Origin of the sequence: Gordonia hongkongensis (assembly GCF_023078355.1) — a bacterium.
In the GTDB taxonomy this organism is placed as follows: Bacteria; Actinomycetota; Actinomycetes; order Mycobacteriales; family Mycobacteriaceae; genus Gordonia; species Gordonia hongkongensis.
This window is the reverse complement of the sequence record NZ_CP095552.1, coordinates 5162027-5187883: the sequence shown is the minus strand read 5'-3', so window position 1 is coordinate 5187883 and position 25857 is coordinate 5162027. Positions and strand designations below refer to the sequence as shown.

General features: G+C 68.6%; 21 protein-coding genes and 3 pseudogenes. 20 read left to right on the top strand and 4 right to left on the bottom strand.

Features of this window, described 5'->3' with window-relative positions; translation table 11 throughout:
• The first annotated feature begins 26 nt into the window (after window positions 1-26).
• Window positions 27-1277 (top strand): lipase family alpha/beta hydrolase, encoded by a 1251-nt coding sequence (locus MVF96_RS23355; protein ID WP_247450668.1) that lies wholly within the window; start codon window positions 27-29, stop codon window positions 1275-1277.
• 36 nt (window positions 1278-1313) lie between these two features.
• On the opposite strand, the gene MVF96_RS23350 is transcribed toward MVF96_RS23355, so the two are convergent.
• The 3 genes and pseudogenes from MVF96_RS23350 to MVF96_RS24780 form a co-directional block, all read right to left on the bottom strand.
• Window positions 1314-1580, bottom strand: coding sequence for a lipopolysaccharide assembly protein LapA domain-containing protein (locus MVF96_RS23350; protein ID WP_247450667.1), 267 nt, complete (start codon window positions 1578-1580; stop codon window positions 1314-1316).
• A 130-nt stretch (window positions 1581-1710) separates the two neighbouring features.
• Window positions 1711-2400, bottom strand: a complete 690-nt coding sequence (locus MVF96_RS24785; protein WP_472924654.1) for an IlvD/Edd family dehydratase — start codon at window positions 2398-2400, stop codon at window positions 1711-1713.
• Window positions 2386-3314: pseudogene (locus MVF96_RS24780) on the bottom strand (dihydroxy-acid dehydratase domain-containing protein); the annotation flags it as partial. The pseudogene MVF96_RS24780 and the gene MVF96_RS24785, both read right to left, overlap by 15 nt.
• Window positions 3315-3481: 167 nt before the next feature.
• Between MVF96_RS24780 and MVF96_RS23340 the strand changes: the two are divergent.
• From MVF96_RS23340 to MVF96_RS23285, 12 genes and pseudogenes are all read left to right on the top strand, one after another.
• Window positions 3482-3933 (top strand): annotated as a pseudogene (locus tag MVF96_RS23340) (alpha/beta fold hydrolase); the annotation flags it as partial.
• A gap of 245 nt (window positions 3934-4178) precedes the next feature.
• Window positions 4179-4871 carry a GntR family transcriptional regulator gene (locus MVF96_RS23335; RefSeq protein WP_336287435.1) on the top strand — a complete coding sequence of 231 codons (693 nt, stop codon included), beginning with the start codon at window positions 4179-4181 and terminating at the stop codon, window positions 4869-4871.
• A complete protein-coding gene (locus MVF96_RS23330; RefSeq protein ID WP_010843879.1) occupies window positions 4868-5095 on the top strand; it encodes a 4Fe-4S dicluster domain-containing protein in 228 nt (75 codons plus the stop codon). Before MVF96_RS23335 ends, MVF96_RS23330 begins: the two co-directional genes overlap by 4 nt.
• Before the next feature lie 83 nt (window positions 5096-5178).
• Window positions 5179-6618 carry an ABC transporter substrate-binding protein gene (locus MVF96_RS23325; protein ID WP_247450665.1) on the top strand — a complete coding sequence of 480 codons (1440 nt, stop codon included), beginning with the start codon at window positions 5179-5181 and terminating at the stop codon, window positions 6616-6618.
• Window positions 6615-7472, top strand: coding sequence for an ABC transporter permease (locus tag MVF96_RS23320; protein WP_247450664.1), 858 nt, complete (start codon window positions 6615-6617; stop codon window positions 7470-7472). The genes MVF96_RS23325 and MVF96_RS23320 overlap by 4 nt, the downstream gene beginning before the upstream one ends.
• Before the next feature lie 23 nt (window positions 7473-7495).
• Complete coding sequence (locus MVF96_RS23315) at window positions 7496-8272, top strand: ABC transporter ATP-binding protein (RefSeq protein ID WP_247452169.1); 777 nt, start codon at window positions 7496-7498, stop codon at window positions 8270-8272.
• A gap of 7 nt (window positions 8273-8279) precedes the next feature.
• A complete protein-coding gene (locus tag MVF96_RS23310; protein ID WP_247450663.1) occupies window positions 8280-10997 on the top strand; it encodes a fumarate reductase/succinate dehydrogenase flavoprotein subunit in 2718 nt (905 codons plus the stop codon).
• A 155-nt stretch (window positions 10998-11152) separates the two neighbouring features.
• Complete coding sequence (locus MVF96_RS23305) at window positions 11153-11989, top strand: alpha/beta fold hydrolase (RefSeq protein WP_247450662.1); 837 nt, start codon at window positions 11153-11155, stop codon at window positions 11987-11989.
• Window positions 11990-12023: 34 nt separating this feature from the next.
• Complete coding sequence (locus MVF96_RS23300) at window positions 12024-13052, top strand: alpha/beta hydrolase (protein WP_247450661.1); 1029 nt, start codon at window positions 12024-12026, stop codon at window positions 13050-13052.
• 115 nt (window positions 13053-13167) lie between these two features.
• Complete coding sequence (locus MVF96_RS23295; RefSeq protein WP_058252919.1) at window positions 13168-13455, top strand: DUF1490 family protein; 288 nt, start codon at window positions 13168-13170, stop codon at window positions 13453-13455.
• An 87-nt stretch (window positions 13456-13542) separates the two neighbouring features.
• Window positions 13543-15684, top strand: coding sequence for a heavy metal translocating P-type ATPase (locus MVF96_RS23290; protein WP_247452168.1), 2142 nt, complete (start codon window positions 13543-13545; stop codon window positions 15682-15684).
• Entirely contained in the window at window positions 15681-17021 is a 1341-nt protein-coding gene (locus MVF96_RS23285) for a carboxylesterase family protein (protein ID WP_226511941.1), read from the top strand. The genes MVF96_RS23290 and MVF96_RS23285 overlap by 4 nt, the downstream gene beginning before the upstream one ends.
• Window positions 17022-17134: 113 nt before the next feature.
• Here the strand turns inward: MVF96_RS23285 and MVF96_RS23280 are convergent, their stop codons facing one another.
• Window positions 17135-17971: a class I SAM-dependent methyltransferase gene (locus MVF96_RS23280; protein ID WP_247450660.1), complete on the bottom strand. Its 837-nt coding sequence runs from the start codon at window positions 17969-17971 to the stop codon at window positions 17135-17137.
• A gap of 83 nt (window positions 17972-18054) precedes the next feature.
• Here MVF96_RS23280 and MVF96_RS23275 point away from each other — a divergent pair.
• From MVF96_RS23275 to MVF96_RS23245, 7 genes and pseudogenes are all read left to right on the top strand, one after another.
• Window positions 18055-18372: pseudogene (locus tag MVF96_RS23275) on the top strand (YkvA family protein); the annotation flags it as partial.
• A 95-nt stretch (window positions 18373-18467) separates the two neighbouring features.
• Window positions 18468-19676 carry a DNA polymerase IV gene (dinB, locus tag MVF96_RS23270; RefSeq protein ID WP_247450658.1) on the top strand — a complete coding sequence of 403 codons (1209 nt, stop codon included), beginning with the start codon at window positions 18468-18470 and terminating at the stop codon, window positions 19674-19676.
• An 85-nt stretch (window positions 19677-19761) separates the two neighbouring features.
• Window positions 19762-21273: a CitMHS family transporter gene (locus MVF96_RS23265; protein WP_264186651.1), complete on the top strand. Its 1512-nt coding sequence runs from the start codon at window positions 19762-19764 to the stop codon at window positions 21271-21273.
• 105 nt (window positions 21274-21378) lie between these two features.
• Complete coding sequence (locus MVF96_RS23260) at window positions 21379-23070, top strand: sensor histidine kinase (protein WP_247450656.1); 1692 nt, start codon at window positions 21379-21381, stop codon at window positions 23068-23070.
• The gene (locus MVF96_RS23255; protein ID WP_226511936.1) at window positions 23067-23732 is read left to right on the top strand and encodes a response regulator; all 666 of its coding nucleotides are present in this window, start codon (window positions 23067-23069) and stop codon (window positions 23730-23732) included. The genes MVF96_RS23260 and MVF96_RS23255 overlap by 4 nt, the downstream gene beginning before the upstream one ends.
• Before the next feature lie 58 nt (window positions 23733-23790).
• Window positions 23791-25092: a TrpB-like pyridoxal phosphate-dependent enzyme gene (locus tag MVF96_RS23250; protein ID WP_068971355.1), complete on the top strand. Its 1302-nt coding sequence runs from the start codon at window positions 23791-23793 to the stop codon at window positions 25090-25092.
• Between the two features lie 26 nt (window positions 25093-25118).
• Complete coding sequence (locus tag MVF96_RS23245) at window positions 25119-25847, top strand: DUF429 domain-containing protein (RefSeq protein ID WP_247452167.1); 729 nt, start codon at window positions 25119-25121, stop codon at window positions 25845-25847.
• The last annotated feature ends 10 nt before the right edge of the window (window positions 25848-25857 follow it).

Here is a 25857-nt window from a genome sequence, read left to right as displayed (position 1 = left end):
TGAGTGCACATCTGTACACTCGGGGCATGACCGCCACGACCACGCGTGAGTCCGAGCTGCGGGCGCTCACCGATCTCGGGCTGTACGAGGCCGGCGCTGCCACGCGCGGCGTCGGAGCGATGCACCGCGTCATCGCCGGGGGCGTCTTCCGGATGCTCCGGCCTGTCCTGGGGAGTTCCGTCGACACCGCGCGGATGGTGCATGACGCCGTCAGCGAGGGGACGTACAACTCGATCACCGCTGCCCTCGACGCCGGCCGGTCGGCTGCGGACCATGTGCCCTGGTCGGAGGGCCGCGCGCCCTCGCACACCCCTCGAGGCGCGGTGCTCCTCGGCATCCTCAACGGTCTCATCGGCGATGAACTGGACACCGTGCACTCGCCCCTCACGGCCGACATGTCGATCCGCGTCGACGGCTGGCCGGTCTCCCTCGACGCCGAGTCGCTCCGCGATGGCTTCCCCGACGCGGGTGGACACGTCGTCGTGTTCCTGCACGGCCTGATGGAGTCGGAGTTCGCGTGGTCTCTAGGTGAGCAACCCACATACGGCGAGCGGCTGACCGACGACATCGGCGCCACCGAGGTCCAGGTCCGCTACAACACCGGTCGCCACATCAGCGAGAACGGCCGCGCCCTCGCCGACCTTCTCGACGCACTCGTCCTGCTCTGGCCGACGCCGGTGACACGACTGACCCTCATCGGCCATTCGATGGGTGGGTTGGTCGTCCGAAGTGCTTGCCACGCAGCCGATCAGCGCGGCGACTACTGGACGGGCCTGGTGTCGGAGACAGTGTGCCTCGGGACGCCGCACCTCGGAGCTCCACTGGCCCGCGGTGTCCACCTGGCCACGAATGCGCTGAACCGGACGCCGGTCACCCGCCCGATCGGCTCGTTGCTGCGTCGTCGCAGCGCCGGGGTGCGAGACCTGTTCCACGGCAGCCTGACCGACGACGACTGGACAGGTCACGACCCGGACGCGTGGTCACAGCCGCCCGGCGCCGACGTGCCGCTGCTGGCGGGCGCTCGCCATCTCTTCGTCACCGCGACGATCACCCGCGACCCCGACCACCCGGTCGGGCGTCTGCTGGGTGACGGCCTGGTGCTCGCGCCGAGTGGGCGCGGGCAGCACACGCGGCAGCGTCGCGGGCTGAAGTTCCAGGAGGGGTTCCACATCGGCAACGCACACCATTTCACCCTGCTGAACAACGACGCGATCTACGACTGGCTGCTCGGCCACCTCACCCCGCGAAAGGAGCTGCCGCCCGGCCGATCGTCGTGAGACCGCGCCGGTTTCGCCGACGAAGCGGCGTCGAACTCAGTGCGGACGGCGCTGCCGGTAACGGCCGCGCGCGGCGAGTACGCCGACGACCCAGCCGACGAGAAAAACCACGGCCAGGATGAACCACAGCGGGGACTCGACACTCACCCAGAACAGGTCGATGCGCACCGTGGTCCGGTTCTGCACGATGAAGACCACCGCGAGAACGGTCAGTCCGAGCGCAATCCATTGCGGCAGAGACACCTTCGACAGCGCGGACGAGCTCCCAGCAGTGGGTTTCGGGGTGCCACGGTCTTTGGCCATGCCAGAGACTGTAGGCCCATTCGACGGCGGTCACCGGAGATCCCGTTGCGATTTGTCCCGCAATCCGGGACAAACCGCAACCTGACGCCGGCACCGGGGTTCAAGGGGTCCAGCGGGACCGGTACCGCGCTCAGCGGCAGACCGCCCCTTGCGACGCCGAGGTGACGAGCTTGGAGTACTTCGCCAGCACGCCGCGCGTGTACCGCGGGGGCAGGGGAGTGAACTCTCGTGCACGCGAAGCGAGTTCGTCGTCGTCGACGAGGAGGTCGAGGAGACCGCGGCCGACGTCGAGCCGAATGCGGTCGCCGTCGCGGACCAGTGCGATCGGTCCGCCGTCGACGGCCTCCGGCGCGATGTGACCCACGCACAGACCGGTGGTGCCGCCGGAGAATCGGCCGTCGGTCATCAACAGCACGTCCTTGCCGAGACCCGCGCCCTTGATGGCGCCGGTGATCGCGAGCATCTCCCGCATGCCCGGTCCGCCCTTCGGGCCTTCGTACCGGATGACGACGACGTCCCCGGCGGTGATCGTGCCGTCCTCGAGCGCGTCCATCGCGGCGCGTTCGCGGTCGAAAACCCGTGCCGTGCCCTCGAACACATCGGAGTCGAAGCCTGCGGACTTCACCACCGCGCCCTCCGGGGCCAGCGATCCCTTGAGGATGGTGATGCCGCCGGTGGGATGGATGGGCGACTTCGTGGCCCGCAGGACCTGGCCGTCCGGGTCCGGCGGCGCGATGTGCGCCAGGTTCTCGGCGACCGTCGATCCGGTCACCGTCAGGCAGTCGCCGTGCAGGAGGCCCGCGTCGAGGAGTGCCTTCATCACCACCGGCACACCGCCGATGCGATCGACGTCGGTCATCACGTGCCGGCCGAACGGCTTGACGTCGGCCAGGTGCGGAACCCGGCTGCCGACGCTGATGAAGTCGTCGAGCGACAGTTCGACCTCGGCCTCGTTGGCGATGGCGAGGAGGTGGAGCACCGCATTGGTCGAGCCGCCGAACGCCATCACCACGGCGATCGCGTTCTCGAAGGCCTCGCGGGTCATGATGTCGCGCGCGGTGATCCCGCGGCGCAGCATCTCGACGACGGCGACCCCGCTCTGGCGGGCGAACTGGTCGCGACGCTTGTCCGGGGCCGGGGTGCGGCACTGCCCGGGATGGACATCCCCAGTGCCTCGGCCGCGCTGGCCATCGTGTTGGCGGTGTACATGCCGCCGCACGCACCCTCACCCGGGCAGATCGCGCGTTCGATGGTGTCGACGTCCTCCCGGCTCATCAGTCCGCGCGAGCAGGCTCCGACCGCCTCGAAGGCGTCGATGATGGTCACCTGACGCTCTTTGCCGTCCGACAGCGTCGCGTATCCGGGCAGCGTCGACCCGGCGTAGAGGAACACCGACGCGAGGTCGAGTCGGGCGGCGGCCATCAGCATGCCGGGCAGGGACTTGTCACAACCGGCCAGCAGGACCGAACCGTCGAGCCGCTCGGCGCTCATGACGGTTTCGACGCTGTCGGCGATCACCTCGCGGGACACCAGCGAGAAGTGCATGCCCTCGTGACCCATCGAGATGCCGTCGGAGACCGAGATGGTGCCGAACTCGAGCGGGTACCCGCCGCCCTCGTGCACGCCTTCTTTGACCGCCTTGGCCAGCCGGTCGAGCGACAGGTTGCAGGGCGTGATCTCGTTCCACGACGACCCGACGCCGATCTGCGGTTTCACCCAGTCGTCGTCGCCCATGCCCACCGCGCGGAGCATGCCGCGGGCCGCGGTCTTCTCCAAGCCGTCCGTGACGTCGCGACTACGCGGTTTGATGTCGATCTCGGCGTCCGGTTCGGTTCGCTTGGTCATGAGGGCAAGAGTAGTGGTCATCGCCGGCGAGTGGTCGGAACACCCGATGCACCACGGGCGAGTTCGTCCAGGGGCTGCTGAACCCGATCACCTATCCCGGTAGCCGGCTCCTTCCGCCGGCCCTGCAGCTGACGGTGGTCGAGAACGACCCGACCGGCGTGGCCGGACGCAACGTCGACGGTTACATCGCGCGCCCGTACTTCCGGGAGATCTTCGCGCAGGACGTGTCGCCCGCGGTCGCCGCCGACATGTTCGCCCACCAGAAATCCGCCGCGCTCCGCGCCAACCTGGAACCGTCCGGACCGCCGTCGTGGGCACGGGTGCCCAGCTGGTACCTCGTCTCGCAGCAGGATCGGGTGATCCCACGGCGCTGCAGCGCTTCCTGGCCGGACGAGCCGTACCCGGGCGCACCGCCGAGGTCAACGCCTCGCACGCGTCGTTGGTGTCGCGCCCCGACGCGGTCTCGCGGACGGTGCTGCGAGCGGCCGACGCGACGCAACCGCGCTGACCCGGGGGGCCGACACCGCATTGTGAGCGCGGTGATTCTAATCGGACCGAGGCGCACGAGGGTGGCGCAATGACCTGCGGCCGAGCACGGGCCGCAGGTCACGGCGTACCGCCGGTGGCGCATTCACCCCGGGCCGCGACCAGCGCCGCGCACAGGCGTTCCGGGGCCGGCGCGATCGCGTTATCGTGCCATTCATGCAGCTCAGGACCACAGCAGCCGGACGGCTCCGGGCGGACAACGCCCGTATGGTCGCCGACGTGCTCCGGCGACAGATCCACGACGGCGACCTCGCCGAGTCGCTCGATGAACGCACCCTCATCGCCGACTTCAATGTCTCCCGCAACACCATCCGCGATGCACTCGCGATCCTCACCGAGGAACGACTGATCGAGCGAGCGCCACGGGTCGGCACCCATGTGGTGGCTCGCAAACTCGATCATGGGCTCGATGCCCTGCAGGGACTGAAAGAGACATTCCGCATGCACGGCGAGGTGCGCAACACGGTCAAGATCGCCACCCTCGTCGATGCCCCCCGCGCAGTCGCGAGGCGGCTGCAACTCGCCGACGCGCAGGCCGTCTACATCGAACGGCTGCGCTACCTCGACGACGAGCCGATCAGCCTGGACATCACGTATCTCGTGCCGGACCTCGGCATCCCGCTGCTCGAGCACGACCTCGAGAACAACGACGTGTTCACGCTTCTCGAGCAGATCGCCGGCGGACCCCTCGGACACGCGACGATGACGGTGGAGGCCGTCGACGCCGACCCGCATTCGGCTGCGCATCTCGAGACCGGTTCGGGTACCTCGCTGCTGCTGCTCGAACGACTGACCCATCTCGCGCACGAGAGCCGCCCCGTCGACCTCGAGTACATCCGGATGCGCAGTGACCGAGTCTGTCTGCGGAGCACCGCCCGACGCGAGGCGGCCGGCTCATGAGTCAGGTCAACAACCGCGTCGACGTGCCGGTCACCATCGACGAATCGCTGTGCATCGAGGGCTGCACCCTCTGCGTCGAGGTCTGTCCTCTCGACTCGTTGGCGATCAACCCGGAATCGGGCAAGGCCTTCATGCACGTCGACGAGTGTTGGTACTGCGGGCCGTGCGCGGTCCGATGCCCGACGGGTGCGGTCACCGTCAACATGCCCTATCTGCTCCGCTGAAATCTTCTGTCCCACAACGCCGGTACTGCAACGCAACCGGCGGCGATCACCCATGCCCATGGTCCCAGCCCAAAGGACGTCCGATGAGAACACGTCTCCGATCCCGACAACTGGCGGCGATCACCGTCACGCTCGCCGTCGTCCTCGGCAGTGCCGCCTGCTCGCTCGAGGACACCGGTGACACCGACACCATCCGGGTCGTCGTCGGTTATCAGTCGAAGACGATCAACACGGTGACCGCCGGGACCCTGCTACGCGCGGAAGGTCAGTTCGAGAAGCGGCTCGCCGAGGTCACCGAACGGACCGGCCAGGAGTACACGGTCGAGTGGCAGGACTTCGACACCGGCGCGCCGATCACGACCGGGATGATCGCGGGCAAAATCGACATCGGGTCGATGGGTGACTATCCGTTGCTGATCAACGGATCCCGTGCCGGTGCTGAGGAGAAGACCCGCACCGAGATGCTGTCGGTCACGGGATCCAGCCCGCGGGGTTCGCTGAACATGGTTGTGGTCCCTCAGAATTCACCGGCATCGACGATCGGCGATCTACGCGGCAAGTCGATCTCGGCCAGCGTCGGATCGGCCGGTCACGGGACGCTCGTGCAGGCCCTCGACCGCGCCGGGATCGACCCCACCACCGGGGTGCAGGTGCAGAACCAACAGCCGCAGGTGGGCGCGTCGGCGCTGGAGTCGGGCAAGGTGGATGCCCTGGCCCAGTTCGTGGCCTGGCCGGGACTCCTGGTCTTCCAGGACAAGGCGCGGTTGCTCTATGACGGAGCTCAGCTCGGGGTTCCGACCCTGCACGGCGTCGTCGCGAGATCTGCCTACGCGCAGGAGAACCCGGACGTGGTCCAGGCCTTTCTGCGCGCGCAGCTCGATTCGACCGAGTCCCTGACCCGCGACCCGCTCGCGGCCGCCGAACTCGTCGCGGAGAACAGCGGTCTCCCGGCCGAGGTCGTCTACCTCTACAACGGCCCGGGCGGAACGGATTTCAATCCGGCCATCAAGTCGGGCCTCGTCGAGGCGCTGCGCAACGACGTCCCCTACCTGAAGTCCATCGGGAGCTTCCCCCACGAGATCGACCTGGACACCTTCGTCGATCCGGGGCCGCTGCAGGAGACCTTCGCCGCGGCCGGCATCAACCACTCGGAAGCCCTGAGCCGCACCGGCAATGCCTCCGTCACCCGTGGTGACGATCCGATCTGCGGGGTCGCGGTCGACCCGGCGACCGCGGGTGAGCTCTGGTTGCGCGGACAGGAACGGACCCAACCCGCCGCGGATCCGACCTGCTTGCTGCGCGCGGTCGCACAGGCTCGACGACAGGGGCAGGAAGTCCGGGCCGCCTACATCTCGGACCCGCAGCTCGGGACCCGCTGGTTCGCCGACAAGGCGGTGTGGCTGCGGGAGGGCGACCGGTACGTCGCGTTCACCACGACCGACAGCGCGCGACAGTACCGCGCGACGCATCCCGGTGCCGTCGACGTGACGTACGAGCAGGCACTCGCCGGAGTCGTGTCATGACCACCGCGACGATCGGATCGGTCGCCGTCGACGACACGGCCACCGATTCGGTGCCGGCCCGGACCCCGGACGGGTCGAACCGGTACTGGCACTGGGGAGTCCGGATACTGGTCCTGGTGGTGGCCGGTGTCGTCTGGCAGCTGCTGACCACGCACGATGTGGTTCTGTGGGCCAGGTTCGACACCATTCCCTCGCTCACCGACGTCGGCCAGGCGTTCTGGGCAGCTCTCGGCTCCGAGCAGTACTACCTGGATCTCGGCCAGTCGCTGATCCGGATCGGTACGGGATTCGCGCTGGCGGTCTGCGTCGGCATCCCGGTGGGAATCGCCCTGGGCCGCTCCGGGACAGCGCGACTCACGGTCGGCACCCTCACCGAGGTGCTCCGTCCGATACCGGCGATCGCCCTGGTACCGGTCGCGATCCTGGTGTTGCCGACCGACGAGGCCGGCATGGTCTTCATCACCTTCGCCGCGGCGTTCTTCCCCATCCTCGTTGCGACCCGCCATGCCGTCCGGGCGCTGCCCACGATCTGGGAGGACTCGGTGCGGACGATGGGCGGCACCCGTCGAGACGTCGTCCTCCGGGTGATCCTGCCCGGTATCGCGCCGGGTGTGTTCAGCGGACTGTCGGTCGGGGTCGGCGTCGCCTGGATCTGCCTCATCTCCGCCGAGATGATCTCCGGCCGGCACGGGGTCGGATACCGCACGTGGCAGGCGTACACGGTGGTCGACTACCCGCAGGTGTTCGTCGGGATGCTGACCATCGGCGTCCTCGGCGCACTGACGTCGGGGCTGATCGAGGTGATCGGACGGCGGGTCACCCGCTGGCTGCCGCGAGGGCAGGAGCAACGATGACCCCGACGACGGCAGGAGCGACGATGGCCCCCGCGACAACGGCATTGACGGCGGACTCGGTCGCCGCGATGCGACTCGATCTCGAGGACATCCGGATCGGTTACGGGGACTCGACGGTGATCGACGGTTTCGACCTCGTCGTCGGCGCCGGCGAGATCGTCGTCCTGACGGGACCGTCCGGGTGCGGGAAGTCCACGATCCTCCGCGCCATCGCGGGTCTCCTGCCGGTCCGCGGCGGTCGAATCCTCGCAGACGGCGACCCGGTTGGCACCACGTCTCGGGATCGGGCCATGGTGTTCCAGGACGATGCGCTGCACCCATGGCGGACGGTACGCGGGAACATCCTGCTGGCGTTGACATTGCGCGGCGTCCCGCGGCGACACCGCCGGGATCAGGCCGAGCAGTGGATCACCGAGATCGGTCTGGACGGCTTCGCCGACCACCTGCCGAAGTCGTTGTCCGGCGGCATGCGTCAGCGCGTGCAGCTCGCCCGTGGCCTCGCCGGGTCGCCGAGAGCGGTTCTGATGGACGAACCCTTCGGGGCGCTCGACGCGCAGACACGGACCGCCATGCAGCGATTGCTGCTGCAGACCCTGTCGGCGCACCCGTCGACCGTGGTCTTCGTGACCCACGACGTCGACGAGGCGCTGCTGTTGGGCGACCGGGTCGTCGTACTGGGCCGTGCGGGCGAGACCGTCCGCGCCACCGTCGACGTCCCGCACCCTCGCGACCCGGATCGCCGCAGGGACGACGCCACCCGGCGGCTTCGCCGCACCATCCTCGATGCATTGGAGAAGTGAACCGGCAGTGGATATCCCAGACATCGCCGACCGGAGTCGGCTCGACTGTGACGTGCTGGTCATCGGCGGCGGGACAGCCGGGACGATGGCCGCTCTCACCGCCGCCGAGAACGGCGCGTCGGTCTTGCTGCTCGACAAGGCGCATGTTCGCCACTCCGGGGCCCTCGCCATGGGGATGGACGGGGTGAACAACGCGGTCATCCCCGGCAAGGCCACCCCCGAGGATTACGTCGCCGAGATCACTCGAGCCAATGACGGCATCGTGAACCAGAAGACGGTGTATCAGACAGCGACTCGCGGCTTTGCAATGATCGGTCGTCTGGAACGCTACGGCGTGAAGTTCGAGAAGGACGAGTACGGCGAGTACGCGGTCCGCCGGGTGCACCGGTCGGGGTCGTACGTCCTGCCGATGCCCGAGGGCAAAGACGTGAAGAAGGCGCTGTACCGCGTCCTGCGCAAGCGGGACATGCGCGAGAAGATCACGATCGAGAACCGGCTGATGCCCGTCCGGGTCCTGACCGCGGGCGGGCGCGCGGTGGGTGCGGCCGCGTTGCACACGCGCACCGGCGAGTTCGTCGAGATCGGAGCCAAGACGGTCATTCTCGCCACCGGGCCCTGCGGCCGCCTGGGCCTGCCCGCCTCCGGGTACCTCTACGGCACCTACGAGAACCCGACGAACGCCGGCGACGGTTACTCGATGGCCTACCACGCGGGCGCGGAGCTCAGCGGCATCGAGTGCTTCCAGATCAACCCGCTGATCAAGGACTACAACGGCCCGGCGTGTGCGTATGTGGCGAACCCGTTCGGCGGGTACCAGGTGAACGCCGACGGTGAGCGGTTCGTCGATTCCGACTATTGGTCGGGCGACATGATGGCGGAGGTGAAGTCCGAGATCGAGTCGGCGCGCGGCCCGATCTATCTCAAGGTCAGTCACCTTCCCGACGAGACGCTGGATTCGCTCGAGTCGATCCTGCACACCACCGAACGACCCACGCGGGGAACGTTTCACAGCAACCGCGGACACGACTACCGTACCCACGACATCGAGATGCACATCTCCGAGATCGGTCTGTGCAGTGGACATTCCGCGTCCGGCGTCTGGGTCGACGAGCACGGACGCACCACCGTCGACGGCCTGTATGCGGCCGGCGACCTCGCGTGCGTGCCGCACAACTACATGATCGGCGCATTCGTCTACGGCGAGCTCACCGGTCAGCATGCCAGCGACACCGCCCGCGACCTGGCCGCGCCCACCGAACTGCCGATGGACCAACTGCGTGCCGCCCACGAGCTGATCTACCGACCGCTGACCCACCCCGACGGCCCACCCCAGCCACAGGTGGAGTACAAGCTGCGCCGATTCGTCAACGACTATGTGGCGCCGCCAAAGACGTCGAACAAGCTCGCCATCGCCATCGAGACCTTCGAGCGCATGCGCTCGGAGATCGAGCAGATGGGCGGGCGGACCCCGCACGAATTGATGCGGTGTGCGGAGGTGTCGTTCATCCGCGACTGCGCCGAACTGGCGGCCCGTAGTTCGTTGACACGCACCGAGAGTCGGTGGGGTCTCTATCACGAGCGTGCCGATCTCCCCGAGCGCCGGGACGACGAGTGGGGCTACCACCTGAACGTCCGCAAGGCCGCCGACGGCACGATGGAGTTCCTCGGTCGGCCGGTCGAACCCTTCCTGGTCGATGTCGAGGGGCTGGACCACATCCCGCCGGCCGACCGCACGGTGATCGCGATCGAACAACCGGTCGTGTCGACGGGCCCGGGATACCGCGGTGTCGAGAGCCCGGTGCGTGAGACCACGAGGAAGGACGAGTCCACGGCAACGGCGTCACCGAGGATCGTCGAACTGCTCGGAACCTCGGTGACCCACGCCGCCGATCTCGCCGATTATCTGGCAGACCCGGATCCGACGGTCCGCCGAACCGCGATCGCGGTGCTGACCGAGAACACCCCGGACGGGTTCGAGATGGCCGTGGTCGGAGCGCTGGCCGACGCTGTGGCACCGGTCCGCGGAGCGGCGACGCAGGGGCTGCGGGAACTCGTCGAGATCATCGACCCGACCGCGGAGTTCGTGTCGGCGCTCGCCAATCACGCCGAGTCCCCGGACCCGGTCGTGCGTGCGACCGTCGTCGACCTGTTGCGCGCCGTGCGCGCTGATCGGGTGGACCTGTTCGCTTCCGCCACAGAGGATTCCGACCACCGCGTCCGGATCGAGGCCATCCGCGCGCTGGTGTCTCGGGACGAGTCCGAGCTGATCGCCGGCCTGGCAACGGATCCCGACCGTGAGGTCCGGATCGCGGTGGCCGACGGACTGGCGACGGTCGGGGGCGGTGGTGTGGAAGCCGTGCGGACACTGGCGGCCGACCGAGATCCCCTCGTCCGGGCCGCGGCGTTCTCCGCGATGGCGGTCGTGGGTGACGGCGCTGTCGACGGCCCGGTCCTCGTCCGTGCGTTACGGGAGACCGCATGGCAGGTGCGCGTCGGCGCGGCGCGGGGGCTCGCGATCGCACGAGACGAAACGACGGTCTCGGCGCTGGAAAAGACCATCGCGGATGTCCACAACGACGTCCGGCGTGCTGCCGCAGTCACCCTCGCGGAGTGGAGTGACGATCCGGTGGTCCGGCGGATTCTCGAAGGGGCCGCCGACGACCCGGACGCCGACGTCCGGGCCGCGGTCCGGCGGAGTCTGCGGAGCTCGCTCGCCCCACACTGAGAAACGTTGCGGGGGCACGAGGCGCCGAGCCACGACCGCCTCCACAACCGGTCCGCGTCACGGACAGCACAGAACCGTGCAGTCTCGACACGATCGGCTGACGGGTTTCCTCCTACGGTGATCCCACATCGACACCGGAGGATCCCGGAGGACCCATGCCGTACGTCACCACGCTCGACGGAACCGAGATCTATTACAAGGACTGGGGTGCCGGACGTCCGGTCGTGCTCAGCCACGGGTGGCCGCTCAACGCCGACAGTTGGGAGTCTCAACAGCTCTTTCTGGCGCAGAACGGGTATCGGGCGATCGCGCACGACCGTCGCGGACACGGCCGCTCGTCGCAGACGTGGTCGGGCAACGAGATGAACACGTATGCCGACGATCTCGCGGAACTGATCCGGCATCTCGATCTGCAGGAGCTCACGCTCGTCGGGTTCTCCACCGGTGGCGGTGAGGTCACCCGTTACATCGGGCGGCACGGTACCGATCGCGTGGCGCAACTGGTGCTGGTCTCCGCGGTGCCCCCGTTCATGCTCCAGACCGACGACAACCCCGGTGGGGTCCCGATCGAGGTGTTCGACGGCATCCGGTCGGCATCCACCGCCGATCGCTCGCAGGCCTATCGCGATCTCGCCGACGGGCCCTTCTTCGGCAACAACCGAGACGGCCAGAGTCCGTCGCAGGGCATGCGTGATGCCTTCTGGCGACAGGGCCTGCAGGCGGGCGCACACAACGCCTACGAGAGCATCGCCGCGTTCTCGGCCACCGACTTCCGGAGCGACCTCGCACGCGTGGACGTCCCCACCCTCGTCATCCACGGCGACGACGACCAGGTGGTGCCGTTCGAGGTGGGCGGCAAGGCGTCCGCCGAACTGGTCGACGGCGCCGAGCTGAAGGTCTACCCCGGTACACCTCACGGGATCACCGACACGCACAAGGGCGAGCTCGACGACGATCTGCTCGCCTTCCTCGACACCTACACCGCCCCCTGAGCCCACGCCGGGCCCTGACAATCGGAGACTGCACATGACCACACCGCCGCCCGACACCATCGTCCTCGTCCACGGCTTGTGGGTGACGCCCCGGTCCTGGGAAGACTGGATCACCTACTACCAAGACAAGGGGTATCGGGTCATCGCCCCGGCCTACCCCGGCTTCGAGGTGGAAGTCGAGTCCCTGAGGGAGAACTCCGACGTGATCGCGGATCTCACGGTGCCCGCGACGGTCGACCACCTTGCCGGGATCATCCGCGCGCTGCCGTCGCCGCCGATCATCATGGGGCATTCCTTCGGTGGCGTGCTCACGCAGTTGCTGGTCGACCGCGGGCTCGGTGCGGCTGCGGTGGCCATCAACTCCGCGCCGACCGAAGGCGTTCGGACGCAGCCGCTTTCGCAGGTGAAGTCGTTGTTCCCGATCCTCAAGCGCTTCTCGAACCGCCACAAGGCGGCCGGTTTCACACCGAAGGAGTGGCACTACGCCTTCACCAACACCCTGAGCGACGAGGACTCGCGTGCGGTGTACGACCGGTACGCGATCGCCGCGCCCGGATCGTGGGTCTGGAAGTACGGCGTGTTCGCAAACCTCACCCCGGGACATCAGGAGACCTGGGTGGATTACCGGCGCGACGACCGTGCACCGCTGCTGTTCATCGCCGGCGGGGCCGACCACATCATGCCGCCCGCGGTGAACAAGTCGAACGCGAAGAAGTACCGCCGGTCCAAGGCGCTGACCGAGTATTACGAGTTCCCCGGGCGGTCGCACTGGACCTGCGGTGAGCGGGGTGGGAGAAGGTCGCCGACCACGCGCTCCGGTGGGCGGAGGAGCACTCCGCGCGGGGAGCGTTGCCGGCGTGAACATAAACGCCATCCCCGCTCCCTGAGGAGCGCTCGGAGCTTGCGGAGGGCGCGGCAGTCCTGCTCCCTGAGGAGCGCTCGGAGCTTGCGGAGGGCGCGGCAGTCCTGCTCCCTGAGGAGCGCTCGGAGCTTGCGGAGGGCGCGTCACGAAGGGTCCGGCGACCGAGTTCGAAGGGCGCCCGAACGGTGCCACTCACATTAGCGAGTCCGCATGTCCGACAACCGCACCCGCGGCCACACCATGTGGGTCGCGGTGCGCCTGTAGCGTGGTGTCCTGTCACCACGTGTGCAAGCACATCGGATAGCGAGGACCCCACATGGCACTTCATGCACTGCTCGCCAAGGCCGGCGCGACGGTCGCCACCGGCTTCGTCGGAGCCGTCGCCTACGACGCCGTACGCACCGTCGCCCGACGCGCCCCGCTGCGTGAGGGAGCCGTCGTGGCGACCACGTGGGGTATCCGTGGAACCCGCAAGGCCGAGGAGGTCGCGGAGTCGGTGCGGCTCAACACCGCCGACATCGTCGCCGAGGCGAAGGAACGGCTGGGCGAGGAGTCGACACCGCCGGGAACAGCGGTGGCTCACGACCACGACCACGATCACTGAATCGTGAGCACGTCCGCGCCGACGTACTCTCCCGAGCTGCCACCGACCGAGATCGTCGTCCGGTCGTCGGCGGCGGGCCGGGTGCGTATGACGGTTCCGTGGCTGCGGGTCACCGATCGCACTGTCGCCGACCGCCGTGCCGTGGCCATCGAGGAGAGCGTCGCCAGGGTGACGGGTGTGCGCGCCGTGCACGCCTATCCGCGCACCGCCTCGGTCGTCGTGTGGTTCCGGGCGGACACCGACCGGGATGCCATCGATCATGCGATCGCGGCGGCCACTCACGCCGACCCCGCGAATCTTCCTGACCGCGCACCGCATTCGGCCGACGTCACCAATGCCGACCTGTTGCGGATGGGCATCGGCGCGGGAGCCCTGGTCCTGCTGGGTTTCCGGCGCTACGGGTTCCGCCGTCCGCCGCTGCTCGGTCCGGCCTCGCGCACCGTCGCCACCGGTGTCACCATCTTCTCCGGCTACCCGTTCCTCCGCGGCGCGCTCCGCTCGCTGCGTGGCGGCCGGGCCGGCACCGACGCACTGGTCTCCGCTGCCACGATTGCGAGTTTGCTGCTGCGCGAGAACGTGGTCGCGCTGACCGTGTTGTGGTTGCTCAACATCGGTGAGTTCCTCCAGGACCTCACCCTGCGACGCACCCGCCGCGCCATCGCCGACCTCCTCCGCGGCACCCAGGACACGGCGTGGGTCCGCCTCGCCGACGGCACCGAGGTGCAGGTGGCCATCGACGCGCTCCACGTCGGGGACGCGGTGATCGTGCACGAGCAGGTCGCGGTGGCGGTCGACGGGGTGGTCGTCGACGGGGAGGCGGTGGTCGACCAGTCCGCGCTGACCGGCGAGAACCTCCCGGTGACCAAGCACGTCGGCGACCGCGTGCAGGCCGGCTCGGTGGTACTCACCGGCCGGATCGTCATCGAGGCCCACGCGGTCGGCGACGACACCTCGATCGGTCGGATCATCGGCCGGGTCGAGGAGGCCCAGCGCGACCGCGCTCCCATCCAGACGGTCGGGGAGAACTTCTCCCGGCGGTTCGTACCCGCGTCGTTCGCGTTGTCGGCGCTGACGCTGCTGGTGACGCGCGATCTCCGTCGTGCGATGACGATGCTGCTGATCGCGTGCCCGTGTGCGGTGGGGCTGTCCACCCCGACCGCGATCAGCGGCGCCATCGGGAACGGCGCGCGGCGCGGAATCCTCATCAAGGGCGGATCGCACCTCGAGGCTTCGGGACGGATCTCGGCGGTGGTGTTCGACAAGACCGGCACGCTGACCGTCGGGCGCCCGGTCGTGACCAACGTCGTGTCCTTCTCCGACGAGTGGCAGCCCGAACAGATCCTCGCCTACGCGGCCAGCTCCGAGATCCATTCGCGTCATCCGCTCGCCGAAGCGGTCATCCGGTCCACGGAGGAACGTCGCATCGAGATCCCGACGCATGCGGAATGCGAGGTCATCGTCGGACTCGGCATGCGCACCCGCGCCGAAGACGGGCGCGTGCTCCTGCTGGGTAATCCGTCGCTCCTCGACCGGCACGGCGTCGCGATCTCCGACGACGCCATCGGCTGGGTGGACCGCTTACGGCAGGCGAGCGAGACACCGCTGCTGCTGGCCGTCGACGGCACGCTCGTCGGTCTGGTGAGTCTGTCCGACGAGCTGCGTCCCGAGGCGCGTGAGGTGCTCGACGCGCTGCGTGCCGACGGGGTCACCGAGATCGCCATGCTCACCGGCGATCACCCGGTCACCGCGGCGACCATCGCCGCCGAACTCGGCATCGAGCGGTGGGCCGCCGAGGTTACCCCTGACGACAAGCTCGCGGTGGTTCGTGAGCTGCAGGCCCTCGGCCACGTGGTCGCGGTGGTGGGTGACGGTGTGAACGACGCCCCCGCGTTGGCCGCCGCGGACATCGGCATCGCGATGGGGTTGGCCGGAACGGATGTCGCGGTCGAGACCGCGGACGTCGCGCTAGCCGGGGACGACCTGCGCAAGCTGCTCGACATCCGCGATTTGGGTTCGCACACCGTCGAGGTGATACGACAGAACTACGGTATGTCGATCGCCGTCAACGCCCTGGGGCTGGTGATCGGCGCGGGCGGTGCGCTCTCGCCGGTCCTCGCCGCCGTGCTGCACAACGCATCATCGGTTGCCGTGGTGCTCAACAGTTCTCGGCTCATCCGGTATCAGGTCGAACCGGCTCCGTCGGCGTCGGCGGAGGAAGTCCGCGCATGACCGAGGTACCCACGACGACCGCGACCTTCGAGTGTCCGGCCGGGACGATCATCGCTCGCACCGACGGACAGGTCGTGCGCGCCACCGGGATCCGCTATGCGCAGGCGGCGCGCTTCGAGGTTCCGTCCCCGCAGCCGCCGGCCGACGAGCCGATCGATGCGACCTCGTGGTCGCCCGCCTGTCCTCAGCGCAACGGCGAGGGGATCGTCCACGACACCTTCGGCGATGCCGCGCTGGGCGAGATGGTCGGCGACGAGCACGCCCAGTACGTGTCGGTCACGGTGCCGGTCGACCGTCGACCCGACGAGGCTCTCCCGGTGATGGTCTGGATTCACGGCGGGTCGTACATCATCGGCGCCGCCGACGCGCCCTGCCACGATCCGGCGGCGCTGGTCGCCGAACAGCGGGTGGTCGTCGTGTCAGTGACCTACCGACTGGGATTGTTCGGGTTCCTCGGCGACGGCATCAACCGGCCGGCGAACCTGGGCCTGCTCGACATGATCGAAGCGCTGCGCTGGGTTCAGCGGAACATCGCGTCCTTCGGCGGCGATCCCAACGCCGTCACCGTCTTCGGCGAATCAGCCGGCGGCGACGCGGTTGCACAATTGATGGCGGCCGACGGCGTGACGGGCCTGTTCCGCCGCGCCATCATCCAGAGTGCGCCCCTCGGCATCACCCGACGTCGCGAGCGGTTGCATGCGGACATGTTCGCTGCGTCGCACCAGGTGTCGGCGTCGGCGACCGTCGACGAGGTCCTGGCCGTCCAGGAGTCGATGATGGGACTCAAAGCGATTCTGCAACATGGACTTCCGGCGTTCATGTCCTTCGGTCCCCAGTACGGCCACCATCCGCTGCCACCCGAGGACGAGGTGGACGCGGTCTGGGAGAGTCGAGCGCGGGACGTCGAGGTCCTCATCGGCTGGTGCAGCCGCGAGGCCGCGTTCTTCACCGCGGCGATCGACGGGGTGTCGTCGCTCCCCGCGGTTCCGTTGGTCGGCAACCGCCTGTACGAATGCCTTGTCCAGCAACTCACCCGTGCCATCTACACGTCGGCGGCCGACCGCTTCGCCCGGCGCCACCGACACGCCGGCGGCAAGGCCGCGCAATACGTCATCGACTGGGGCGCAGCAGATCACCCGCTGCACGCCGTGCACACCGTCGACATCCCGTTGCTGTTCGGGACCCCGGAGATCTGGGCCGGTGCCCCGATCCTGGCCGGACACGACGCCGATCGGGCTGCCGAGGACGGCCGCACGTTGCGACGGATCTGGGCGGACTTCGCGCGAGACGGATGGACCGCGCCGGATGATGAGCCAGGCCTGATCCGCTTCCGTTGACCGCGGCATCGCGTAGCGCGAATGCGACTGTACCCGCGGTCTCACCACGGATTGGGCGTCTGCAGCCGAATCGCGCGAAGCCGTCGACGCCCGGCGGTGGAAGCGCCGCGAGGTCAGTCGGCGGGTCGGTCGCCAACGGCAATCAGTGTGTCACAGTCGACTTCGGTGATTCCCTCGTCTGCCAGCCGCTGCAGGAACCCGACTCGCACGTCCTCGACGGCGTCGGCGTCCAGGTCGGCGAGTGCGCCGCGCAACCCGCTGCCGAGGACCATCGACCAGGAGAACTCGTCGGTCCGTGGTACGCGCAGGTCGAGAACTGACGCGGACACCTCTTCTGCGCCAAGCGATTCGAGCCACCTGACGATCTTCTCCTCGGTGTCGATCCGCGTGATGGGGTGGGGCGGTCCGTCGGACGGGGCACGCGGACCGGGTGGCGGCGGCGTGTTCGTCACGCGGGCGACCTCGGCGAAGTAGGCGCCGGTGAAGTCGTGGAGTGCATCGTCGTGCCACACCGCGACGGCGAGACGACCTCCCGGGTGCAGGAGCGGCAGCAGATTGCGCACCGAGTCGTCCATGTCCGGAAGGAAGAACACGCCGAAACCGCATGTGATCACGTCGTATTCGCCGCGCTCCCGACCGGGCAGCGCGGTCACGTCGTCGACCCGGAAGTCGATGTTGCGCAGACCGGCCGCATAGGCGCTGGTTCGGCCACGCTCCACCAGATCGGCGGCGAAGTCGACTGCCGTGACGTGCCCGTCGGGTCCGACGACCCGCGCGGCGGCCAGCGCGCTGGCACCGGTGCCGGAACAGATGTCGAGAACCTCATCGCCCAGCGCGACCCGTGCCCGAGCAACGAGGGTCTCGCCCGCCGGACCCCAGACGAGGGGAGTCACCAGGTCGAAATCGGGACTGGTCGAATTGAAGATCTCGGCGATGCTCGGGCCTGGCATGGATTCAGCGTAGACGTGTTGACAACGGTTCCCGATAAAGTGGCGGACGTCTCACCCTTCGCCGACAGAACGGAGCCGTCCTGATGGAACGCCTCGTCGCCATCGCGATCTCCGTCGCAGGTGGGGTGCTGTTGCTGTGGGTGATCCTGGTGATCGCTCTCCTCGTCGCTCGCCCACCCGGTTTGCGGGCCAAAGACCTCCTTCGGCTACTGCCCGACACCGTCGTACTGCTGCGACGGCTGGCCGCTGACCGAGAACTCCCCCGCGGTGTCCGCGTCCGGCTAATGCTGCTCTTGATCTACTTGGTCCTTCCCATCGACCTGATTCCCGACTTCATCCCGGTCCTCGGCTACGCCGACGACGCGATCATCGTGGTGTTGGCGCTGCGCTCGGTCGTCCGCCATCGGCGATCCCACCAAGCCGATGGGCCCATAGCCCGCGTCGGCTGCCTCGGACGTGCTGGTGCATGTCCGAGCGTCATGCGAACATGTGTTCTATGCGCATCGAGCGGCGGGAACGGCGGGATCCGTCGATCCTGCATGCCGATCTCGACTCGTTCTACGCCTCGGTCGAGCAGCGGGACGACCCCTCGCTTCGCGGCCGTCCGGTTCTCGTCGGCGGCGGCGTCGTCCTCGCGGCGAGCTATGAGGCCAAGGCCCGCGGGGTGCGATCGCCAATGCCGGGCCACGAGGCGCGGGCACTCTGTCCCGACGCGATCGTCGTCCGGCCGCGGTTCGAGGCCTACATGGAGGCGAGTCGGGAGGTCTTCGACATCTTCCACGACACCACTCCCGTGGTCGAGGGGATCTCGGTCGACGAGGCCTTCCTCGACGTTGGGGGGCTCGGCCGGATCAGCGGTACGTCGCACGACGTCGCATCGACGATTCGACGCCGCGTCCGCGAGGAGGTCGGTCTCCCCATCACGGTCGGCGGAGCACGCAGCAAGTTCCTCGCCAAGGTCGCCAGCGCCGTCGGCAAGCCGGACGGCCTGCTCATCGTCGAGCCGGGAACCGAACTCGACTTCCTGCATCCGCTCCCGGTCCGTCGACTCTGGGGGGTCGGTCCGGTCACCGAGGCCAAGCTGCACGACGCAGGAGTCGAGACCGTCGGCCAGCTGGCGGCCCTCGGGGAGCGGTCGTTGCGCGGCATCGTCGGGTCGGGTGCCGGACGGCACCTCCTCGCGCTGTCACTCGCCCAGGACCCGCGTCGGGTGGAGACCGGCAAACGACGCAGCTCAATCGGTTCACAACGCGCGCTCGGCCGACGTCCGAAGTCCGAGGCCGACCTCGAGGCGACCATCACCGCGATCGTCGAACGACTGGGCAAACGGCTCCGAACGGCCGAACGGGTCTGTCGGACAATCGTTCTGCGGTTGCGCTTCGACGACTTCACCCGCGCCACCCGGTCCCGCACGCTGCTGGAGTCCACCGACCGCACCGACCTCATCATGGCGTCGGCGCGCGGCCTCCTCGCCGACGCGATGCCGATCATCCGCGAACGGGGATGCACCCTGGTCGGGTTGTCGCTGACCAACCTCGACGACCACGACAGCATCCAGCTGACGCTTCCCTTCGACACCGACCATGCCCACGAACTCGACGCGACGATGGATCTGCTGCGGGACCGGTTCGGCCGCGACTCGGTCACCCGCGCGGTCCTCATCGGACGCAACCACGGCGACGACGCACCGATGCTGCCCGACTAGCGCGAAAAGCGCGAAACGCTACTTATGCGCCCAAGCGTGACTGTGATGCCGGTGACCCCCAACACTTCTGATGTGACCACCCGATGTGGTCGCCCTCACATCCGCTGCAGAATCGAGTAAGACAATGTTGGTAGCCCTCGGCCTCGGGATGGTCGCCACCTTCATGGTGCTGATCATCACCAAGCGGGCGACGCCCGTGGTCGCGCTGATCCTCGTCCCCGTCGCCTTCGGCCTCTTCGCCGGTGCCGGCCTCGGCATCAGCGACATGATCACCGACGGCATCAAAGACCTCGCCCCCACCGCGGCGATGCTGTTCTTCGCGATCATCTTCTTCGGCATCATGATCGACGTCGGACTCTTCGACCCGGTGGTCCGGGCGGTCGTCCGCGCGGTGCACGACGACCCGGCCCGCCTGGTGGTCGGAACCGCGGTGCTCGCCGGTGTCGTCTCCCTCGACGGCGACGGTTCGACGACCTTCATCATCACGACGGCCGCACTGCTGCCGCTGTACCTGAAGCTCGGCGTCAGCCCGGTCGTCCTCACGGTCGTCGCCGGACTCACCAACGGCACGATGAACATTTTGCCGTGGGGTGGCCCCACCGCCCGCGCCGCAAGTGCGCTGAACATCGACACCAACGACGTCTTCGTCCCGATGGTCCCCGCACTGGTGGCGGCGCTGATCGTCGTACTGCTCTTCGCCTATCACCTCGGTGTGCTCGAACGCCGGCGCATCGGCAAGCTGGAGATCCGGGATTCGATCCTCGCCCCGAAGGAAGAGGTACTGGTCGGCGCCGGCGGCGGAACCGGGTTGCCGCCCAAGGGTCGTCGGGCGCGCGGTTCGGGTTCGACGGGAACAGGCTCGGGCGCCTACGACGACGCTCCCACCGGCGATCACGATCTCAGCCGCCCCGTGGCGGGCGCCGCCGACGACGACCGCGACGCATCTTTCTCGGGCGTCCTCGACCCCAATCGGGAAACCCTGCGGCCCAAGCTCTTCTGGGTGAACGCCGGACTCACCGTGGCCCTGCTGGCCATCCTCGGTGCCGACATCGTCGCCATCCCGGTGCTGTTCATGATCTTCGCCGGCATCGCCCTGGCCATCAACTTCCCGCACATCAAGCAGCAGCAGGAGGCCATCACCCGGCACAGCTCGAGCATCGTGTCGGTGGTCGCCATGGTCCTCGCCGCCGCCGTCCTCACCGGCGTGTTCAACGGCACCGGGATGGTCGACGCCATCGCGCACTGGCTGGCCGATGGCATCCCCGACTGGATGGGCCCCCACATGGCCATCGTGATCGGCGTGCTCTCGATCCCGCTCACCTTCCTGATGAGCAACGACGCCTTCTACTACGGGGTGCTACCGGTCCTGTCCGAGACCGCGACCCGCTACGGCATCGACCCCACCGAGATGGCGCGGGCATCGATCACCGGCCAGACCGTGCACATGCAGAGCCCACTCGTCCCGGCGATCCTGCTGCTGGTCGCACTGGCCGGGATCACCCTGGCCGACCACCACAAGAAGGTCCTGTGGCGCGCCACGGTCGTCTCGCTGGTGATGCTCGCCGTCGGGGTCCTGGTCGGGGCCATCCCGTTCTGATACGGCCCAACCGGTGCATGCCGATCCACACTCCACGCGGCGATCCGTTCCCCACGGATCGCCGCGTCGGCGTGCCTGCCCCACAGCGAGCATTAGGCTGACACCATGCGTTTGCGGACGCAGGTGCTGCTCCTGCAGCTGGCGGTGATAGCGGTCAGCCTCGCGGTCGGGTTCGGTCTGGTCATCGCCGGAGCCGACGACCGGGTGCGCGACGAGTACGCACAGCGCGCGCTCGCCATCGCGCAGTCGGTCGCCGCCGACGCCGAGGTCCGCAGCGAGGTCGCCGCCCATCCCGGTGACCGGGTGGACGCGGCGGACCTGGTCGACGGCCCGCTGCAACGTCAGGCGGCGGCAGTACGAGCCCGGACCGGAGCCCTGTTCGTCGTCATCGGCAACGACCGCGGCATCCGTCTGGCACATCCCGAGGTGACGGAGCTGGCCAGGACGGTCTCCACGGACCCGTCGAAGGTGCTGTCCGGATCGAACGAGGTGAACACCGACCGGGGCACCCTCGGCGAGTCGGTCCGCGCGAAGGTCCCGGTCCTGAACACCGACGGCGTGGTCGTCGGGTTCGTGAGCGTCGGTGTCTCCACCGAACGCCTGGGCTCCGAGACCCGCACCGACATCGTCGCGATCGCGCTCCTCGCGCTTGCGGCACTGGGTATCGGCGCGGTGGGTTCGGTGCTGCTGGCCCGTCGGTGGCGCCGGCTCACCCTGGGTTTGGAGCCCGACGAACTGGCCGAGCTCGTCCGGGAACAGGGGGCGGTGCTGCACTCGATGGCCGACGGCGTGCTCGCCGTCGACGCCGACGGCATCGTGCGCGTCGTCAACGACCGGGCGCGTGCGCTGCTCGACATCGACGCCCCGGTCGGCACCCCCGCCGGCGACCTCGGCCTGACCCCGCGGGTGGCGACCGTCCTGGCGACGCCGACCGACGAACCCCTCGCCGCCGGTGTCGGCGAACGGGTGGTCCTGGTGAGTTCCCATCGGGTGCGGGCCGACGGTCGCGACCTCGGCATGGTCCTGTCGGTGATCGATCGCACCGACGTCGAAGCACTCAGCCGCGAGGTGGATTCGATCAGGTCGATGAGCACCGCCCTTCGCGCACAGCGCCACGAAACCGCCAACCGGATGCACGTACTCGCCGGCCTACTCCGGCACGGGCACGCCGACGAAGCGCTCGCCTACCTGGACGAGGTCACCGGAACCGGACCGGGAGGGGCGCTCCTCGGCGGACTCGACAATGTGCGCGAACCACACCTCCACGCGTTTCTCGACGCGAAGGCGGCTCAGGCGCGCGAGCGCCGGGTGGTGCTGCGACTCGGCGACCAGACCTGGATTCAGGGCGTGCTCACCGAACCCGTCGTCGTCACCACCGTGGTCGGCAACCTCGTCGACAACGGGATCGATGCCGCGACCGGACCGGACGGTGGACAGCCCGGTGAGGTCGAGGTCGAGGTCATCGCCGACGGCGACACGGTCCTGGTCACCGTCGGGGATTCTGGACCCGGCATCGCCTTCGAGGACCCCTACGACGTCTTCGCCGAGGGCGCCACGACCAAATCGGGCGCGCACGTACCCGGCGGCCGCGGTATGGGACTCGCCCTGGCCCGGCAGATCGCGCGCCGGGTCGGCGGCGCCGTGTGGGTCGCCGATGCGGGGGGTCGCGGCTCCGCGGATGATGACGAACCGGGCGGGGCCGTGTTCGTCGCCCGCCTGCCCGGCGTGCTCGCGCCGACGGACGAGGCCGAAGACGACTCGTACAGCCAGACCGACGAACCGGGAGTGACCCCATGACCGACGACCTCGGCGTCCTGATCGTCGACGACGACTTCCGGGTCGCGGCGCTGCACTCCGCGATCGTCGACGCCGTCCGGGGCTTCTCGGTGCGAGCCCGGGCGGGCAGCATCGGTGCGGCACGTCAGGCGATGGCCGAGCACCCCGACATCGATCTCGCACTCCTCGACGTCTACCTGCCGGACGGCTCGGGCATCGAACTGGTCGCCGAACTCGACTGCGACTGCTTCATCGTCGGCGCCGAGACCGACGCCTCGGCGGTACGAAGCGCGATGCGTGCCGGTGCGCTCGCCTACCTGATCAAACCCTTCGACGACGCCGACCTCGCCCGTCGGTTGGCCGGCTATGCCCAGTACCGGCGGATGCTGGCGGGCGAGAACGTCGACCAGCACGCCGTCGACGCAGCGCTGTCGGCACTGCGGTTCGGCACCCGCGCCGCGGACCGGGCCGAGGGTGGCTCGCCGACCGAACAGCGCATCCTGGCGTTGTTCGCCGAGGGCGCTCCGCTGTTCGCCGACGATGTGTCGCGGGAGATCGGCATCGCGGCACCGACCGCGCGGCGGCACCTCGCGAACCTCGTGGCGGCCGGGCGGTTGACGATGTCGCTCCAGTACGGCACCACCGGCCGGCCCCGGCAGGAGTACCGGCTGCCCGGGGCGTGACAACGGGATCGGTCGGCGCGGGACGCGGGGACCGGCCCGAGGATTAGAGTGGTGATCCATGACGATGCATGTCGAGACCGGTAATCCGGATCTGATCACAGTGGATGTCCCGACCCATTGGTACAACCTCGCGGCCGAACTCGACACGCCGATCCCGCCGCACCTGCATCCGGGCACCAAGGAACCGGTCGGTCCGAGCGATCTCGCCGCGTTGTTCCCGAGCGGCCTCATCGCGCAAGAGGTGTCCACCGAGCCCTACATCGAGATCCCCGAACCGGTGCGCGAGATCTACCGGATGTGGCGGCCGTCGCCGCTGATCCGCGCGCGTCGTTTCGAGGAGGCGCTCAACACCAGGGCGCGGATCTACGTGAAGTACGAGGGCGTCAGTCCGGTCGGCAGCCACAAGACGAATTCGGCTGTCGCGCAGGCGTACTACAACAGCCTCGACGGTGTCACCAAACTGACGACGGAGACCGGAGCCGGTCAGTGGGGGAGCGCACTGGCGTTCGCGGGTGCGCAGTTCGGCATCGACGTCGAAGTGTGGCAGGTCCGTGCGTCGTACAGCTCGAAGCCCTACCGGGGGTTCCTCATCCGCACCTACGGCGGGACCATCCACCCCAGTCCGTCCGAGCTGACCGAGTCGGGTCGCGCGATGCTCGCCAAGGACCCGAACACCACGGGCAGCCTGGGGATGGCCGTCAGCGAGGCCGTCGAGGTCGCCGCCTCGAACCCCGACACCCGTTACGCGCTGGGCAGCGTGCTCAATCACGTGGTGCTGCACCAGAGTGTCATCGGGCAGGAGGCCGTCGACCAGCTCAACGCGGTGGAGCCGGGTGGTGCCGACGTCGTGTTCGGTTGTGCCGGAGGCGGTTCGAACCTCGCGGGGTTGTCGTTCCCGTTCCTGCGGGAGAAGCTGCACGGCCGCTCGGATCCGCGCGTCATCGCCGCCGAGCCCGCCGCGTGCCCGTCGATCACGCAGGGGGAGTATCGGTACGACCACGGTGACGTCGCCGGACTCACCCCGTTGCTCAAGATGCACACGCTCGGTATGGATTTCGTGCCCGACCCGATCCATGCCGGTGGTCTGCGCTACCACGGCATGGCGCCCGCGCTGAGCCACACGGTGGAGCTCGGTCTGGTGCAGGGCGTTGCCATCTCCCAGCACGACGCGTTCTCCGCGGGCGTGCAGTTCGCCCGGACCCAGGGCATCGTCCCGGCTCCCGAGTCGACACACGCGATCGCGGCCTGCGCCGCGCACGTCGCCGACAGCGACAAGGACGAGGTCGTCGTGATCGGACTGTCGGGCCACGGGCAACTCGATCTGCCCGCGTATGCCGAGTTCCTCGAGGGCAACTTCTGACTCGACCCGGAACCGTGATCCCGGCGATGCGGACGGTCGGCATCGACCTGTCCGCATCGCCGGCGAAAACTGCTGTCGCATGCGTCGATTGGGATGCCGGCAAGGCCGTGCTCACCGATCTCGTCGTGGGCGCGGACGACACCGCCGTCCGGCGCCTCGTCGAGGGGGCGACCCGCATCGGGATCGATTCCCCATTCGGCTGGCCTGACGAGTTCGTCGACTTCGTCGTCGCGCATCATCGCAACGACTTGCCGAAGGGGCGAGAACTCGACGACATCGCCCGTCGACGACCACTTGCATTACGTCGCACCGATCTGCGGATCGTCGACGCCGGCGTCGGTCGCCCGCTCAGCGTGTCGGCGGACCAGATCGCGCACGTCGCGTTCCGATGCGCCGGCCTGCTCTCGGACCTGGGAGTCGACGACCGCGTCGACGGGTGGGCGGTCGAGGCGTACCCCGCGGGGGCACTCAAACGATGGGGACTGACCTCGCGCGGATACAAACGTGCCGCCAACGTTTCGGTGCTCGCCGGACTCGTCGTGGCATTCGAAGAAGCTGCGCCATGGTTGGATCTCGGCGATCATGCCGAGACCATGGCCCGTGACGACGACGCGTTCGACGCCGTGATCACCGCATTGATCGCGCGTGCCGCCGAGCTCGGCCGGACCATCTTGCCCGATGCCACCGACCGGCCGGTCGCCGCGCGGGAGGGTTGGATCCACGTACCCACCGCCGAACTGGCGGAACTGATCTGAATCGTGGTCT